General features: G+C 71.5%; 15 protein-coding genes. 7 read left to right on the top strand and 8 right to left on the bottom strand.

Annotation, left to right across the window (positions count from 1 at the left end):
* Positions 1-34: 34 nt before the first annotated feature.
* The 4 genes from FHE66_RS01030 to FHE66_RS01015 form a co-directional block, all read right to left on the bottom strand.
* Entirely contained in the window at positions 35-1051 is a 1017-nt protein-coding gene (locus FHE66_RS01030; protein ID WP_139071137.1) for a zinc-binding dehydrogenase, read from the bottom strand.
* 103 nt (positions 1052-1154) lie between these two features.
* Entirely contained in the window at positions 1155-1727 is a 573-nt protein-coding gene (locus tag FHE66_RS01025) for a D-alanyl-D-alanine carboxypeptidase family protein (protein WP_139071136.1), read from the bottom strand.
* 117 nt (positions 1728-1844) lie between these two features.
* The gene (locus tag FHE66_RS01020) at positions 1845-2876 is read right to left on the bottom strand and encodes an ABC transporter ATP-binding protein (RefSeq protein WP_139071135.1); all 1032 of its coding nucleotides are present in this window, start codon (positions 2874-2876) and stop codon (positions 1845-1847) included.
* Positions 2860-3867: an ABC transporter ATP-binding protein gene (locus FHE66_RS01015; protein ID WP_139071134.1), complete on the bottom strand. Its 1008-nt coding sequence runs from the start codon at positions 3865-3867 to the stop codon at positions 2860-2862. Before FHE66_RS01015 ends, FHE66_RS01020 begins: the two co-directional genes overlap by 17 nt.
* 159 nt (positions 3868-4026) lie before the next feature.
* Between FHE66_RS01015 and FHE66_RS01010 the strand changes: the two genes are divergently transcribed.
* Genes FHE66_RS01010 through FHE66_RS00980 form a run of 7 tightly spaced genes read left to right on the top strand, consistent with a single transcriptional unit; the run spans position 4027 to position 11831 of the window.
* Positions 4027-5241, top strand: coding sequence for a dipeptidase (locus FHE66_RS01010; RefSeq protein ID WP_139071133.1), 1215 nt, complete (start codon positions 4027-4029; stop codon positions 5239-5241).
* Positions 5238-6842 (top strand): ABC transporter substrate-binding protein, encoded by a 1605-nt coding sequence (locus FHE66_RS01005; RefSeq protein WP_139071132.1) that lies wholly within the window; start codon positions 5238-5240, stop codon positions 6840-6842. The genes FHE66_RS01010 and FHE66_RS01005 overlap by 4 nt, the downstream gene beginning before the upstream one ends.
* A gap of 20 nt (positions 6843-6862) precedes the next feature.
* The gene (locus FHE66_RS01000) at positions 6863-7825 is read left to right on the top strand and encodes an ABC transporter permease (RefSeq protein WP_218013575.1); all 963 of its coding nucleotides are present in this window, start codon (positions 6863-6865) and stop codon (positions 7823-7825) included.
* Positions 7822-8754 (top strand): ABC transporter permease, encoded by a 933-nt coding sequence (locus FHE66_RS00995; protein WP_139071131.1) that lies wholly within the window; start codon positions 7822-7824, stop codon positions 8752-8754. The genes FHE66_RS01000 and FHE66_RS00995 overlap by 4 nt, the downstream gene beginning before the upstream one ends.
* Complete coding sequence (locus FHE66_RS00990; protein ID WP_139071130.1) at positions 8751-9935, top strand: Xaa-Pro peptidase family protein; 1185 nt, start codon at positions 8751-8753, stop codon at positions 9933-9935. The genes FHE66_RS00995 and FHE66_RS00990 overlap by 4 nt, the downstream gene beginning before the upstream one ends.
* A gap of 22 nt (positions 9936-9957) precedes the next feature.
* A complete protein-coding gene (locus FHE66_RS00985) occupies positions 9958-10806 on the top strand; it encodes an alpha/beta fold hydrolase (protein WP_139071129.1) in 849 nt (282 codons plus the stop codon).
* On the top strand, positions 10803-11831 hold the full coding sequence (locus FHE66_RS00980; protein ID WP_168202699.1) for an Lrp/AsnC family transcriptional regulator: 1029 nt from the start codon (positions 10803-10805) through the stop codon (positions 11829-11831). Before FHE66_RS00985 ends, FHE66_RS00980 begins: the two co-directional genes overlap by 4 nt.
* 89 nt (positions 11832-11920) lie before the next feature.
* Here the strand turns inward: FHE66_RS00980 and FHE66_RS00975 are convergent, their stop codons facing one another.
* The 4 genes from FHE66_RS00975 to FHE66_RS00960 form a co-directional block, all read right to left on the bottom strand.
* Entirely contained in the window at positions 11921-13624 is a 1704-nt protein-coding gene (locus tag FHE66_RS00975) for an ABC transporter ATP-binding protein (RefSeq protein WP_139071127.1), read from the bottom strand.
* Positions 13621-14604 (bottom strand): ABC transporter permease, encoded by a 984-nt coding sequence (locus tag FHE66_RS00970; RefSeq protein ID WP_139071126.1) that lies wholly within the window; start codon positions 14602-14604, stop codon positions 13621-13623. The genes FHE66_RS00975 and FHE66_RS00970 overlap by 4 nt, the downstream gene beginning before the upstream one ends.
* Before the next feature lie 2 nt (positions 14605-14606).
* Positions 14607-15683, bottom strand: a complete 1077-nt coding sequence (locus tag FHE66_RS00965; RefSeq protein WP_230976379.1) for an ABC transporter permease — start codon at positions 15681-15683, stop codon at positions 14607-14609.
* Positions 15684-15752: 69 nt separating this feature from the next.
* On the bottom strand, positions 15753-16585 hold an 833-nt coding region (locus FHE66_RS00960; protein ID WP_255303559.1), incomplete at its 5' end, for an ABC transporter substrate-binding protein.

Below are 16585 nucleotides of genomic sequence, written 5' to 3'. Positions count from 1 at the left end.
CCGAGGACGTGTCCGGACGGGAGCCGTCGCCCGGTCACTCCATGACGATGACGACCTTGTCGGCGGCACCCGGCGTGGCGGCGAGCGTGATGCCCTCGAGCGCCCGGTCGTAGGGGACGACGTCGCTGACGATCTGCCGGTACTTGTCGACGTTCGCGATGATGTCGTCGGTGACCTCGAAGATCTCGGTCGGGTAGCCCATGGCGAGGCGGATGTCGACCTCGGTCATGAGGATCCGCCCGAGGTCCACCGGCACCGGCTCCTTGTGCACCGCCGGGACGGAGACCACGGCCCGGTGCTTGACCATCCCGAGGATCGTCTCGATGACGCTGGGCACGCCGGCGGCGTCGACGTAGCCGTCCGTGTCGGGCCGGGCGTCCCGCAGGAAGCTGGGCCCCGCGGTCCCGTGCAGCTCGATGAGGCGGGCCTTGATGTCCTCCTCGGCGGAGTTGACGACGGCGTCCGCGCCGACCTTCAGGGCGGTCTCGAGCCGGTTGGGCTGGATGTCGACGACGACGACGTGCTCGGCCCCGAGGGCCTTGGCGGACAGCACCGCGCCGAGCCCGATCGGGCCGGCGCCGAAGACGACGACCTTGGCGCCGGGTGCCAGCTCGAGCCGGTTGACGGCGTGACGGGCCACGGCCATCGGCTCGTTGAGCGCGGCGACCTCCCACGGGACGTCACTCGGGATGACCCGGACCTGGCGGCCCGGCTGGGCGTCGTGGACGACGACGTACTCCGAGAGACCGCCCTGGGCACCGCCGCTGCCGAGCAGCCCGTCGGTGAACGCCATCGTGTCGAACACGACGTGGTCCCCGACGGCGAGACCGGTCACCTCGTCACCGACCTCGCAGATCTCACCGGCCGGCTCGTGACCGAGGCGTGTGGCGCCCTGGTGCGGCGGGATCCCGCCGACCGCGATGTACATCGCGTCCGAGCCGCAGATGCCGCTCGCGCGCATCCTGACCAGCACGTCCTTGGGGCCGATGGTCGGGGTGTCGACCTCCAGCATCTCGACCTTTCCGGGACCGGTGACGACGACACTGCGCATGTCGGCTCCTTCTCGTGCTGACTGGACCGCTCTGGTCCTCCCGAACGTACTCGCCCGGTGCGCGGGCCCCGGGGACCAAGGACCCCGCGCCCCGGCCACGTGGTCACCGTCCTGAGCGGCCGGCTCCGCGCTCCCCGCCGACCGTGTGCGACGCGTCGGGCTCGAGCCCCGGGCAGGTGCCGCCCGGTTCGACGAGGGGCTCGAAGTGCCACGGCTCGTTCTCGTAGACCTGGCACAGCCCCTGCTCCGCGCCGTGCTCGCCGAGCCACCGCCACCCCTCGGCGGGGCCGACGTCGACCGCCTTGCCGAGGACGTGGGCCGACCTGTCCGGGGGGAGCACCCAGCGCGAGGCCGCCTCGGCCGAGCCGTGCTCGGCCACCCCCTCGTCGAAGAGCCGCTGCTGTTCGGCGACGCTGCGGGCCCCGGAGGTGATCGCCAACGGGACGCCGGCGGCCGCGGCGGCCTCGTGGGCGGCGGAGACGCGATCGGCGAACGTGGCGTCCACGCCGACGAGCGCCGCCTCCAGGGCGGCCGGCGACTGCACCTCGCCGGCCGAGGCCGCACCGAGCCCGAGCCGGTCGGCGCCGACCAGCGTGAGGACGGCGAGGGTGAGCACGGCTGCCACGACGAGGGCGGTGAGTCGGCGGGCGAGGGTCGCGCGGGAGGTCGGGGCCATGGGACGAGCGTGGCGCCGGCGCCGTGGCCGCCGCGTCGCCCTCGCGGCGGACCACCCGAGAGCACCATCAGACCGGGGGAGGACCCGGGCGTCCGACCGGCGGGCGGGACCGGCCGGTCAGGCGCCCGGTGCGTGGGCCGCGGCGCCGCTTAGCGCCTCCTCGGCGACGTGGCACGCCGCGAGCGCGTGGGTGTCCGGGCTGTCCGGTCGTCGCAGGAGTGGAACCTCGGTCGCACACCGCTCGTGGGCGAGCCAGCACCGCGTGCGGAAGGTGCACCCGGACGGTGGGTCGATGGGTGAGGGCGGCTCTCCGGCAAGGATCCGGCGGCGCCCGAGAACCCCGCGGTTCGCGCGGTCGGTGGTTGGGGAGGCAGACAGGAGCGCCTGCGTGTAGGGGTGGGCCGGCGCCCGGTAGACGTCCTCGACGGTCCCCGTCTCGACGACCCGCCCGAGGTACATGACCGCGACCCGGTCGGCGATGTGGTGGACGACGGCGAGGTCGTGTGCGATGAAGACGAGGGCGACCCCGAGGCGCGACTGGAGGTTGCGCAGCAGGTTGACGACCTGCGCCTGCACCGAGACGTCCAGTGCCGAGACCGGCTCGTCGCAGACGAGGACGTCGGGGTCGAGCGCGAGCGCCCGTGCGATCCCGAGCCGCTGCCGCTGGCCACCGGAGAACTGGTGGGGGTACCTGTCGAGCATCTCCGCCGACAGGCCCACCATCTCCAGGAGTTCGACGACGCGCTCGCGCCGCGCGGTGAAGGTGCCGGTGCGCGTGGCGGCGAGCGGCTCGGCGACGATCTCGAGAACGGTCATGCGCGGGTCGAGGGAGGTGTACGGGTCCTGGAAGATCATCTGGACGCCCTTGCGCAGCGCCCGACGGTCCGCGGCCCGGCCACGCGTGACGTCCCGCCCGTGGTAGCTCAGCCGTCCCCCGGTGGGGCGTTCGAGGCCGACGAGCATGCGGGCGAGGGTGGACTTGCCGCACCCGGACTCCCCGACGATGCCGAGGACCTCCCCGGTCCGCAGCTCGAGGTCCACCCCGGCCACGGCGTGGACCCTGCGTGCGGAGGCACGCGAGCCGGCCCGGAACTCCTTGACGAGGTGCTCCGCGCGCAGCACGGTCGCGGTCTCAGGCGACGCGGTCATGGAGGATCTCCTCACTGCGGTGGCACGCGGCCAGCACTCCGGGGGCGGTCGTCCGCAGTAGCGGGCGCTCGGTGCGGCACAGGTCGACGGCGTAGGGACAGCGGGGGTTGAACGAGCAGCCCGGCGGCGTCTGGGCCGGGCTCGGTGGGGAGCCCGGGATTGCCGGCAGCCGGCCGCCGCGCAGGGACGCCTGGGGAACGGACTCGAGCAGGGCCATCGTGTAGGGGTGCGTCGGCCGTGAGAAGACGTCGTCGGCCGGGGCGTTCTCCACGACCCGCCCGGCGTACATGACGACGACGTGGTCCGCGACCTCCGCCACCACGCCGAGGTCGTGGGTGATGAGCAGGACGGCCATGCCGAGCTCACGCCGGAGCCGGTCGAGGAGCTCGAGGATCTGGGCCTGGACAGTGACGTCGAGCGCGGTGGTGGGTTCGTCGGCGATGAGCAGCTCGGGGTCCATGGCGATCCCCATGGCGATGAGGATGCGCTGGCGCATGCCGCCGGAGAACTGGTGGGGGTAGTCCTTGAGGCGGCGAATCGGGTCCGGGATGCCGACGAGCCGCAGGAGCTCCTCGGCGCGAGCGGCCGCCTGCCGGCGCGAGCAGCGGGTGTGGACCCGGAGCACCTCCCCGATCTGGTCCCCGATCGTGAGGACCGGGTTCAGTGAGGACAGGGCGTCCTGGAGGATGAGGCTCATCCGAGCGCCGCGGAGCCGGCGCAGCTCCTCGGGGCGTGCTGCGAGCAGGTCGGTGTCCCCGAGGGTGAGGCGGTCGGCGGTGATCGTCGCGAGGCCCTCGTCCAGGCCCATGAGAGCGCGGGCCGTCGCCGACTTGCCGGAGCCCGACTCGCCGAGCAGCGCGACGAACTCGCCCCGCCGGACGTCGAGGTCGATCTCACGGACGGCGTGCACGGCCCTGGAACCCGATCCGAACGTCACCGACAGGCGGCGGGCGGTGAGAACGGGCGGCTGGAGGGCGGGGGATCTGTCCACGAGACGGAGCCTGCCACAGAACGGCGCCGAAATGAAGACTCCGTGCAGCGATACATGCCGGAAACAAAACTGATGGTTGACTTCGGTGCCGGATTAGAAGAGAGTCTGGCTCACCGCGCCGAGGATGTGCGGTCATGACGTCGAGAGGAAGCGCCACCCGTGCTTGAGAAGCCCGCCGGCCGCTACACCGGCTACACCGCCTACGACTACCTGGAGCCCGGGGTCGACTACCGGCAGTTCCGCTACGCGAAGCAGCTGGGCCGCGTCGCCCCCTACGCGGGTCTGGAGCTCAGCGACGCCGAGAAGGAGCGCACGACCCGCCTTCTCAGCGACGAGACCGTGATCTCCCTGCACGAGCACGTGCAGGTCTTCCCCGAGGACATGGGCGAGCTGCGCGAGCACATCCGGCAGGGCCGCGAACCCACCGGTTACCTCGGTCTGGCCCACTCCGGTATGACCGCCGTGTTCGACAACGGGATGGACGGCACGTGCTGCATCAGCTCCGACGCGGGCTGGAAGTACCAGGACGTCATCCACGACCTCGGCGTGCGTATGGCGGACATCGCTCACCAGGACTTCGTCATCAAGGGCGAGACCCTGGCGGACATCGAGTACGCCCGCGAGACGGGGCGGATCGCGCACATCTTCGCTCTCGAGGCGTCGACGATGATCGAGAACGAGGTTGACCGGCTCGACGTCCTGTACGGCATCGGCGTGCGCCAGATGGGCATCGCCTACTCCGAGGCGAACACCCTGGGCAGCGGCCTGAAGGAGCGGGGTGACGGCGGGCTGACCTACTTCGGCGAGCGAGCCGTCGAGCGCATGAACAAGCTCGGCATCGCCATCGACGTCTCGCACAGCGGCGACCGTACCTCGCTCGACGTCATCAAGCACTCCCGGCTGCCCGTCTTCATCACCCACGCCGGCGCCCGTGCCGTCTGGCCCACCAACCGCATGAAGCCCGACGACGTCATCAAGGCGTGCGCCGAGCGCGGAGGGGTCATCGGCATCGAGGCGGCGCCCCACACCACGCTCTCCCCGGACCACCCCCACCACAGTCTCGAGTCCGTCATGGACCACTTCGAGTACTGCGTGGACCTCGTGGGGATCGAGCACGTGAGCTTCGGCCCCGACACCCTCTTCGGTGACCACGTCGGCCTGCACGACGCGTTCGCGGCGAACCTGTCGATCGCTCAGGCCCACAGCCACATCGACCACCCGCGGGTGGAGTACGTCGACGGCGTGGAGAACCCCGCCGAGGCCTTCTTCAACATCATCGGGTGGCTCGTCAAGCACGGCTACTCCGACGACGAGATCCGCCTCGTCGTCGGCCAGAACACCCTCCGCGTCCTGAAAGAGGTCTGGGTCTCATGAGACGTTCCACCTTCGCCGTCGCCGCCGTCGCGGCGGCCCTCGTCCTCGGCGCCTGCGCGCCGCCCGCCCCAGAGGACGAGGGCGACGGGTCCGCCACCGACGGCGCGACCACCACCGACTCCGGGGGCACACTGACAATCGCCACGACCACCGACGTCGTGAACTTCAACCCGCTCATCGGCAACTCACGCACCGACTCGTGGGTCACCTCGCTCATGTACCCCCGAATGCTCCACATCAACGAGCAGGGCACGAAGGAGCCGGCCCTCGCCGTCGACTGGGGCTGGGTGGACGAGACGACCGGCTACTGGGAGCTGCGCGACGACGTCACGTGGAGCGACGGCGAGCCGGTGACGGCCGAGGACGTCGCCTTCACGCTCAACGCGACGAAGGAGGACCAGCCCTCGGGAACGCTCGTCGGCCAGCTCGGGTACTTCGACCACGCCGAGGCGGTCTCCGACACCCGGGTCGAGGTCCACCTCACCGAGCCCGACTCCTCGTTCGTCGAGGGCGTGGGCTTCTGGGCCACCATCGTCCCCGAGCACGTCTTCGGCGAGGCGCCCTCCGTCGCGGAGTTCGCCAACGACTCCGACTGGGTGAGTGCCGGCCCCTACGTGCTCACCGAGGTCCAGCGCGGCCAGGACTACGTCCTGCAGGCGGTGGAGGACTATCCGCTCACCGAGTCGGGCACCCCCGGACCCGACGAGATCGTCTTCCGCGTCTACCCGGACGTCAACACCGAGATCCTCGCGCTGCAGAACGGGGACGTCGACCTCATCGCCAACGCCCTTCCGCCGGCGCAGGTGGCTCAGCTGCAGTCCACCGAGGGCGTCACGGTGCAGGAGGTGCCCGGACTCGGGTACGCCCACATGGTCTACAACATGGACCGCACGCCGCTCGACGACGTCCGGGTCCGCCAGGCGCTCGCGCACGCAGTCGACTACGAGGCCATCCGTGAGGTGGTCCTGCACGGCCAGGCCGTGTCGACCGGCTCCAGCCCGATCATGCCCGTGCTGTCCGACTGGTACGTGGAGCTCGAGGAGTACGAGTACGACCCGGCCCTCTCCCGCCAGCTCCTGGAGGAGGCGGGCCAGCCGACAGACGGCAGTCTCACCCTCGAGCTGCTCTACTCCTTGCAGGACCCGATCGTCTCCCAGTGGGCCAACCTCGTCCGCGACGGCGCTGCGGAGGCCGGGATCACCATCGAGCTCACCGGGCTGGAGCGCAACACCTACCTCGCGCGGACCCAGGACGACGACTACGACATCTACGCGGGCAGCTTCGCCATCATGGAGGACCCCCGGGTGAACATGTCGCTCACCTACATGCCCGACGGGTTCATCAACTACGCCCACGTGGACGACCCGGCGCTCAACGAGCTCATCTCCCAGGCTCGGGTGCTGCCCGACTTCGAGGACCAGCTGCCGCTGGTCCAGGAGGCCGCCCGGATGGTGCACGAGCAGGTGTACGACAACATCATGTACACCCAGAACCTCTACTTCGCGCACAGCGACGAGTGGACCGGCTTCGTGCCGCAGCCGAGCGAGCTGCTCTCGATCGTCAACCCCGTGTCGCTCGCCAGCGCCACCCGCGCCGGCTGAGCCGAGGAGGGCTGCCCGACATGACCATGGGAACGTTCGCGCTACGGCGCGTGGGACGAGGGCTGCTGACCGTGTGGTTCGCGGTCACCGTCACCTTCCTTCTCCTGCGCCTGCTCCCCGGTGACCCCACGCTGGCGATCCAGAGCCCGAACATGACCGCGGACCAGCGGGCGGCCCTCCTCGAGCAGTACGGCCTCGACCAGCCGCTGGCGGTGCAGTACCTCGCCTACCTCGGCCAGCTCGCTCAGGGCAACCTCGGAATCTCCTTCACCCAGTCCGTCCCGGTGACCGAGGTGCTCATGGAGCGACTGCCGTGGACGCTCCTGCTCGCCTCCGGGGCCCTGGTGCTCACGGTGCTGCTCGGCATCCCGCTCGGGGTTCTCGCCGCCTCCCGTGCCGGGGGCGCCTTCGACCGTCTCGTGCAGATGGTCGGGGTCACCGCGCAGTCGCTCTTCGTCCCGAGCGTCGGGGTCTTCCTCCTCTACACGCTCGGGCTGCAGCTCGGCTGGTTCCCGATCGGCGGCGCCTACGACCGCGGCGTCTACGGGATGGCGTGGTACGGCAACGTGCTGCACCACGCCGTCCTGCCGATTCTCTCGCTCATGCTCATCCAGCTCGGCGCGTACGTGCTGACGATGCGCTCCACGCTCATCGACGCGCTCGGTGAGGACTACTGCACGCTGGCACGGGCGAACGGGCTGCCCTACCGCCGGGTGCTGTGGAAGCACGCGCTGCGCAACGCGCTGCTCCCGGCGACGACGCTCATCGGCCTCCAGCTCGGGACGCTCGTCGGTGGGGCGGTGCTCACCGAGACCGTCTTCGCCTACCCCGGCATCGGCCGGGGGATCTACGAGGCGGTGACCCAGCTGGACTTCCCGGTCCTCCAGGGGTCCTTTCTCCTCCTCGCGGTGACCGTCGTCGTCGCGAACATGCTCACCGACCTCGTCTACGGAGTCCTCGACCCAAGGGTGAAGACCGCATGACCGCCACGACCGACCCGACGCCGGCGCAGCCGGCCGGCGCGCTCGGCGCCGTCGGAGCACTGACCGAGCCGGTGGCCCTGGAGCGCCCCACCGCCGCCCGCGCTACCTGGCGCGCCTTCCGGCGTCAGCCGCTAGGCATGCTCGCGCTCGGTGTCATGGCGGTCCTCGTGGCTGTCGCCCTCGCCGCGCCTCTCCTCGCGGCCTACCCCTCCGGGTACGGCAGCGACCTGCTCGCCCCGCCCTCCCTCACCCACCCGTTCGGCACCGACGCCCTCGGCCGTGACGTGCTCGCGGAGGTCATCTGGGGAACACGCCAGAGCCTGGCCGTCGCAGCAGCGGCGTCGTTCCTCGCCATCGTCGTCGGCACCGTGCTCGCCGTCGTCGGCGCCTACTTCCGCCGGCTGGACGCGCTGCTCAGCACGCTCGTCGACCTCATGCTCTCGCTGCCCGTTCTCCCGCTCATGATCCTCATCGCCGCGCTCGTCGGACCGAGCACACTGACGATCATCGTCGTCATCGCCGCCTTCTCCTGGCCCGAGGTCACCCGGGTGGTCCGGTCGCAGGCACTCACCGTGGTCCAGCTTCCCTACGTCGACGCGGCCCGCCTCATGACGACCTCGCCGTGGTGGATCATCACCCGCCACGTCCTGCCGGCCGTCACCCCCGTCATCGCGGTCTCAGTCGTCCTCACCGCATCGCGGGCCGTGCTCTCGGCCGCGGGGCTCGCCTTCCTCGGCCTCGGTGACCCGAACACGTGGTCGTGGGGCCGGATCCTCTACGAGGCGCAACAGTCCGGTGCCATGTCCAGCGCCTGGTGGCTCACCATGTTTCCCTCCCTCGCCATCCTCGCGCTCGTCCTGTCCGCGACGCTCCTGTCCACCGCCTACAACGACGCCCGCAACCCCCGCCGAGGAGGCACCTCCCGATGACTGCCCAGACGACGGCGTTCTCCCAGCGCCTCACGGCCGAGACGATCGAGGTGCTGCAGGACGCCGTCCGCGCCGCCGCCACAGCGGAAGGGCTGGACGCCGTCCTCACCGATGACCCCGACGACGTCGCCTACCTCACCGGCTTCTTCCACCACCCCACCGAACGCCCCGTGGCCGTCTGGCTGCCGGTCGACGGCCCCGCAGTTCTCCTGGTCCCCCGGCTCGAGGCCGGCTACGCGCGGGCACAGGGCGCGGTCGCGCAGGTCGTGGAGTACGCCGAGTACCCCGGTGTGACGAACCCGTTCGCCCCGCTCGCCGCGCTCGCCGCCGGACGGCGGGTGGGGCACCCGCTCACCTCCTCGTTCCTGCGGCTGCGGATGATGCGGGAGGGGATGGACGTGGCGCCGGTCCCCACCGACGTCGTCATGGCGTGCAGGTACGTCAAGCGACCCGCGGAGATCGCCCTGCACCGGGAAGCGGCGCGGATCAGCGACCTCATGGTCGAGGCCGGGGTAGCAGCCGTGCGCGACGCCCTACGCGCGGACGACCCGCTGCCCACCGAGGCCGAGCTCGCGGCCCTTGTCGGCAGGGTCGGCACCGGTGTCATGTACGAGGAGCACCGCGACGTCGTCGTCGTCGGGTTCATGGCCGGAGGACTGGTCTACGGCGGGGCGAACTCCTCCTACCCGCACGGACTGCCGTCGGGCTACCGGCTGCAGGAGGGGGACACGTTCATGCTCTCCCTCGGCTGCGCCGTCGGTGGCAGGTTCGTCGAGTGCGAGCGCACGTTCGTCATCGGGCAGCCCACCGAGGAGCAGGCCCGCTACCACGAGGCCGTGCGGCGGGCGCAGGAGGTCGGCGCCTCCGCCATCGCGCCCGGGGTGCCCTGTCGCGACGCCAACACTGCCTGCCTCGCAGAGCTCATGGACGCAGGGCTGGGGGAGTACGTGCTGCACAGGCAGGGCCACGGCATCGGCCTGGGCATGCACGAGCCGCCGTGGCTCGAGGACGGAGACCCGACCCCGCTCGCCGAGGGGATGGTCGTGTCCAACGAGCCCGGGATCTACGTGCCCGGGCACGCCGGCTACCGCATCTCCGACTCGATGCTCGTCACTGAGACGGGTGCCGAGGCCCTCACGTCCTACCCGCGGTCGCTGGCCGACTGCACGATCACCGCCTGACCACCACCGACAGGAGACCCACGTGTTCGTCGAGATCAACGGCAACAAGCTCGCCCTGGAAGTCCTCGGCCCCGAGGACGCCCCGGTGCTCATCGCGCTCCACGGGGCGCCCGGCCTCGGGTCGCGCGCCGAGCCACGGACGAGCTTCGGACGCCTGGCCGACAGCTACCGCGTCGTCGTGTACGACGCCCGCGGCTCGGGGGAGTCGGAGGGCAACGGTCCGTTCACCCACGAGCAGTGGGCGGCCGACGTCGAGGGGGTCCGGGAGTGGATCGGAGCCGAGCAGGTCATCGTCGCGGGTGGCTCCTACGGCGGGTTCATCGCCATGGAGTACGCCACCCGCTACCCCGACCGGGTGCGCGCCATGGTCCTGCGGGACACCTCGCCGGACGGCCAGAACGAGAAGCTCTCCCGGGAGAATGCCCTGGCCTCGGACCGCGTGAAGGTCGACGTCGAGAAGCTCGACCGCATCGACGAGGGCCGGGTGCGCGACAACGACGACCTGCGGGACTGCTGGCGCGAGATCCTCCCGCTCTACGACTACGAGTACAACCCGCAGAAGGTCGAGCGGATCGTCGCGACCACTCCCTACCGGTACGAGACGCACAACTACGCCTTCGCCCACAACATCCCGAACTACGACATCAAGGACAGACTGCCCGGCGTCACCTGTCCCACGCTCGTCACCGTGGGTCGCACCGACTGGATCACGCCGGTGTCGTGCAGCGAGACCATCGCCTCCCTCATCCCCGACGCACGCCTTGTAGTGTTCGAGAAGTCCGGACACTCCCCCCAGATCGAGGAAGCTGAGCTGTGGACCCAGACCGTGCGGGAGTTCCTCTCCGAGGTCGAGGCGAAGCAGGCGACGTGAGCAACGGCGCGCCCGCCGGCCGGAGCCTCGATGACCTCGACCGGCGGATCGTCGCCGCGCTGCAGCTCGACGGACGGGCGAGCTGGTCGGCGATCGCCGACCTCTGCGGCACGACCGGGCCGACCGTGGCACGGCGCGTCCAGCAGCTCACCGACGAGGGGGCGCTGAAGATCGCCGTCATGCGCGGCGCGGGTGGCAGCGAGTCGCACCAGTTCTTCTTCCTGCGCCTCAAGTGCGGGCCGACGATGGCGCTCCCGGTCGCGAGCCGGATCGCCGAGCGCCCCGACGTCCGCTTCGTCACGCTGCTCACCGGCCCTCACGACATCATCGCCGAGGTGCAGGTCCCCAGGGAGGCCGGCGCCTACCACACGGTCGTGCGCGAGGTGCAGACGATCCCCGGCGTCGAGGCCGTCATCGGTGAGCTCACCCTCCACGTGTACAAGGTGAGCCACGACTGGGCACGCGAGCTCCTCGGGCTCCAGCCCGACGACCCGGTGGACACGGGGGAGTTCGAGGAGTTCGCCTTCGACGCCGTCGACGAGGCCATCCTCGACCGGCTCAAGCTCGACGGCCGGGCGAGCTTCGCGGAGGTGGCCGAGGAGGTCGGCCTCAACGAGAGCACCGTGCGGCGCCGCTTCGAGCGCCTTCGCTCCCGCCGGTGGGCCCACGTCGTCACCCTCGTCCAGGCCGCCGCTCTCGGATTCGAGTCCGAGATCCAGCTCCGGGTCGACGTCGAGCCGGCCCGGCTCACCGAGGTCGCCCAGGTGCTCGCGCGGCGCCCAGAGGTGCGGTACCTCGCGCTGCCGCTCGGGGGCAACTGCCTCGTCGCGGAGGTCATCGCCCGGCGAACCGAGGACCTCTATGCGTTCACCACCGAGTCCCTGGCTGCTTTGCCCGGAGTGACCGGATGGTCGGCCTCCCTCGAGCTGCTCACCATCAAGCGCGGGTTCGTCGAGACCCCATGGTGGCGCTCCGAGGTCGCGGACGTCGCAGCGGGCCTGGAGGTCGGCGAGCTCACCGGCTGAGGCCGACAGCCAGGTCGTTCGTCGGGCACGCGAAGTCGGACAGGGGCGCGGCGAGCAAGGCGTCCCCTTCTGACCGCCGCAGCGCCGCGCTACGGCACGATGCTGGGTTCGGGGACCGCGGAGGTGAGCGCCGCCAGCGCGGCGCGCCGCGCCTCCTGCTCCACCGGGTCCGGCACCGGGACCGAGGCGAGCAGCCGCCGCGTGTAGGGGTGCTGCGGGTCGCCGAGCACCTGCGTGCCGGTGCCCAGCTCGACCAGCTCGCCGCGGTAGAGCACGGCTATCCGGTCGGCGAGCATCCCGACGACGGCGAGGTCGTGGCTGATGAACAGGGTCGCGAAGCCGAGCCGCTGCTGGAGCTCACCGAACACCTCGAGGACCTTGTCCTGCACCGAGACGTCCAGCGCCGACGTCGGCTCGTCGGCGACGAGGAGCTCCGGGTCCAGGGCGAGCGCACGGGCCAGGCTCGCGCGCTGGCGCTGACCGCCCGACAGCTCGTGCGGGTACCGGGCGGCGTAGGCGATGGGCAGGTGGACCGCGTCGAGCAGCTCGTGGACCCTGGGCCGGGCCGCGGCAACGTCTCGCGCGCGGCCGTGGATGAGCAGCGGCTCGGCGATCGCCTCACCGACCGTGAGGAGCGGGTTGAAGCTCGTCGCCGGGTCCTGGAAGACGAACCCGAGCCGGGCGCGGTGCGGCCGGAAGGTGCGCTCCCGGAAGCCGACCATCTCCTGACCGAGCACCTCCAGCGACCCGCCGGTCGCGCGGGTGAGCCCGGCGATGGCCCGCCCGATCGTCGTCTTGCCGGACCCGGACTCACCGACCAGGCCGAGCACCTCGCCCGGCGCGATCGTGAGGTCCACCCCGGACACCGCGCGGAACCCGGGCTGGCGCAGCCGCCCCGGGTACACGACCTCCAGGCCTCGGGCGCGCACGAGAGGCTCACCGGCCTCCGCGGCCGGCGACCGGCCGGGCGCCCGGTCGGTGGTGTGCGCGCCGAGCCGCGGCACGGCGGCGAGCAGCCGGCGGGTGTACTCGTGCTGCGGAGCGGCGAACAGCTCGCGCGCGGGCGCCTGCTCGACCACCTCGCCCCGGTACATGACCGCGACCCGGTCGGCGAGGTCGGCGACGACTCCCATGTTGTGGGTGATGAGGATGATCGCCCGGCCGAACTCGTCGCGCACCGCGCGCAGCAGGTCGAGGATCTCGGCCTGCACGGTGACGTCCAGCGCCGTCGTCGGCTCGTCGGCGACGATGACGCTCGGCTCCATCGCCATCGCCATGGCGATGACGATCCGCTGCTTCTGGCCGCCGGAGAACTGGTGGGGGTAGTGGTCCACCCGCGTCTGCGGGTCGGGGATCCCCACCCGGCCGAGCACCTCCACGGCGCGGGCGCGGGCCTCGGCGCGCGAGTAGGTCCCGTGCGCGCGCAGCCCCTCGGCGATCTGCCACCCGACGGTGAACACCGGGTTGAGGGCCGTCGAGGGCTCCTGGAAGACCATCGCCACGTCCCGCCCCCGGGCGCGGCGCAGCTCGGCCGGCCGCAGGCGCAGGACGTCCTGCCCGGCGAGGACCACCGCGCCGTCGACCCGGGCGTTGTCGGGGAGCAGCCCGAGCACGCTCTTGGCGGTGACGGTCTTGCCCGACCCGGACTCCCCGACGACGGCGAGGATCTCGCCCGGGTCGACGTGCAGGGAGACGCCGTCGACGGCGTGCACCGGCGCGCCGTCGGTCGCGAACGTCACGTGGAGGTCGCGGATCTCGACGACGGGGGAGCCGTCGTGGTCGCTGGGGCTCATGCGTCGGCTCCCGTCGTCGCGGCGCGCCGGGGCGGGCGCCGCCGGCTGCGCAGCCTCGGGTCGGACAGGTCGTTGAGGCTCTCCCCGACGAGGGTGATGCCCAGGACGAGCAGGACGATGGCGGCGCCGGGGAAGACGCCCGTCCACCAGATGCCGCTCGCGACGTCGGAGATGGCCCTGTTGAGGTCGTAGCCCCACTCGGCGGCCGCGGTGGGGTTGATGCCGAAGCCGAGGAAGCCGAGGCCGGCGAGGGTGAGGATCGCCTCGGAGGCGTTGAGCGTGACGATGAGCGGCAGCGAGCGGGTCGCGTTGCGCAGCACGTGGCGCGAGAGGACACGCGGCGTCGAGGCGCCGAGCACGCGCGCCGACTCGACGAACGGCTCGGCCTTGAGGCGCACCGTCTCGGCCCGTACGACGCGGAAGTACTGCGGCACGAAGACGACGGTGATGGAGATGGCGGCGGCCGCGATCCCGCCGAGGAAGCTCGACTGACCGCCGGAGATGATGATCGACACGACGATGGCGAGGAGCAGGGAGGGGAAGGCGTAGATCGCGTCGGCGACGGTGACGAGGACGCGGTCGAGCCATCCGCCGAGGTACCCGGAGACGAGGCCGAGTGCCACCCCGAGGAAGAGCGAGGCGACGACGGCGAGGACCACCGTGAGGAGCGCCGTCTGCGCCCCCCACACGACCCGGGAGAAGACGTCGTAGCCGCCCACCGTCGTGCCCCACCAGAACTGTGCCGACGGTGGCGCCTGACGCGGGAAGCTGCCGTCCGGGCCGCTGAGCTGGTTGAAGGAGTACGGCGCGATGACGGGCGCGAGGACGGCGGTGAGGACGAAGACGGCGCAGAGCACGAGGCCCGCGACGAGCATCCCTCGCTGGAGCCCCACGCTGCGGCGCAGCTGCCACACGAGCGGCAGCCGCTTCCAGCGGGGCTCGTGGGCGGCGGCGCCGGGGGCGACGGTCGACTCGCTCATCGTCAGTACCTCACTCTCGGGTCGATGAGGGCGGCGACGACGTCGACGACGAAGTTGGTCACGGCGACGATGACGGCGAGGAGCGCGACGATCCCCTGGACCGCGACGAAGTCCCGCGCGCCGAGGTACTGGGCGAGCTGGAAGCCCAGCCCGCGCCACTCGAACGTCGTCTCGGTGAGGATCGCGCCGCCGAGCATCATGGCGATCTGCATGCCCATGACGGTGATGATCGGGATGAGCGCCGGCTTGTAGGCGTGCTTGCGCAGCAGCCTGGACTCGGTGACGCCGCGGGAGCGGGCCGCGGTCACGTAGTCCATCCCGAGCGTGCCGATGAGGTTGGTGCGCACGAGGCGCAGGAACACCCCGGCGGTGAGCAGGCCCAGGGCGAGGGCCGGCAGGACGGCGTGGGACAGGACGTCGGAGATGAGGTCCCACCGGCCGGTGCGCAGCGCGTCGAGGATGTTGATGCCGCTCGAGCCGGTGATGCGGTCGAGGATGAGCTGGGTGTCCGGCCGCGCCCGCCCGCCGAGCGGGAACCAGCCGAGCCACACCGAGAAGACGAGCTTGAGCAGCAGGCCCGCGAAGAACACCGGGGTGGCGTAGCAGAGGATGGCGAGCACCCGCAGCACCGCGTCGGGCACCTGGTCGCGCCGGTAGGCGGCGATCCGGCCGAGCGGGATGCCGACGAGCAGGGCGACGAGGAGCGCGAAGAGGACGAGCTCGAAGGTCGCCGTGCCGTAGGTGAGCAGCACCTCGCTGATCGCGCGGTTGTCGGTGAGCGTCCGGCCGAAGTCACCGGTGAACACCTGCCCGAGGTACTCCACGTACTGGACGAGCACGGGGCGGTCGTAGCCGGCGTCCGCCAGGCGCTGGGCGAGCTGGTCGGGCGTGAGGCGCCCGCCCACCGACGCCGAGATCGGGTCACCGACCACCCGCATGAGGAAGAACACGAGGGTGACCAGGATGAACACCGTGGGGATGATGAGCAGGAACCGCACGAGCACGTAGCGGCCCAGCCCCGAGCCGCCCGACCGCGTCGCCGCGGTGGGGCTCACCGTCCGTTCGTCAGCGATCGTCACGCTGCTTCTCCTCTCCCGGGCGGGGACGGGGCGCCGCGCACGGCGGCACCCCGTCCCCCGGACGGTCGGTCAGCGCGACAGCGGCGCGTAGCGGAACTTGAAGGACGCGTCGAGCGTGACGCCGGTGACGTCGTTCTGGGCGACTGCCACCTGGGCGCCCTGCAGGTAGGGCAGGGTCGACAGGTCCTCGGCGACGAGGCGCTGGACCTCGGCGATCTTCGCCTCGCGCGCGGCCGGGTCTGGCTCGGTGGCCTGGTCGAGGATGAGGTCGTTGACGGCCTGGTCGGAGTAGTCGTTGACGAGGAAGTTCTCCGTGAGGAAGAACGGGGAGAGGTAGTTGTCCGCGTCGGAGTAGTCCGGGAACCAGCCGAGCTGGTAGGCGGGGTAGGCGTGCTCGACCCGCTCGCCGTTGTAGGTGTCCCACAGCGTGGACTGCAGGGTGATGTCGAACAGCCCGTCTGCCTCGAGCTGCTGCTCGATGAGGGCGTACTCCTCGTCGGAGGAGTTGCCGTAGTGGTCGGGGCTGTACTGGAGGTTGAGCGCGACCGGCGTCGGGATGCCGGCCTCCTCGAGCACGGCCGCCGCGGCGGCGGCGTCGGGCCCGCCCTCACCGTCGCCGTACATCTCCAGCAGCGGCTCGGCGGCGCCGCTCAGGCCCTCGGGCACGTAGGAGTACAGCGGGGTGTAGGTGCCCTGGTAGATCTCCTGGCTCAGCGCCTCGCGGTCGAGGAGGTGGGCGGCCGCCTGGCGCACGGCCAGCGCCTTGGCCTCGTCCGCCTCCGCGGTCTGCGAGCCGAACGGCTGGGTGGTGAAGTCGAAGACGATGTAGCGGATCTCCCCGCCGGGGCCGTCGTGGACGGTGACGTTCTCGTCGTCGGCGAGGTCGGCCAGGTCGGTGGGGG

It is taken from the genome of Georgenia sp. 311 (assembly GCF_006151955.1).
Taxonomy (GTDB): Bacteria; Actinomycetota; Actinomycetes; order Actinomycetales; family Actinomycetaceae; genus Oceanitalea; species Oceanitalea wutianyii.
The sequence above is the reverse complement of the archived record's forward strand: the minus strand, read 5'-3'. Positions and strand labels throughout refer to the sequence as shown.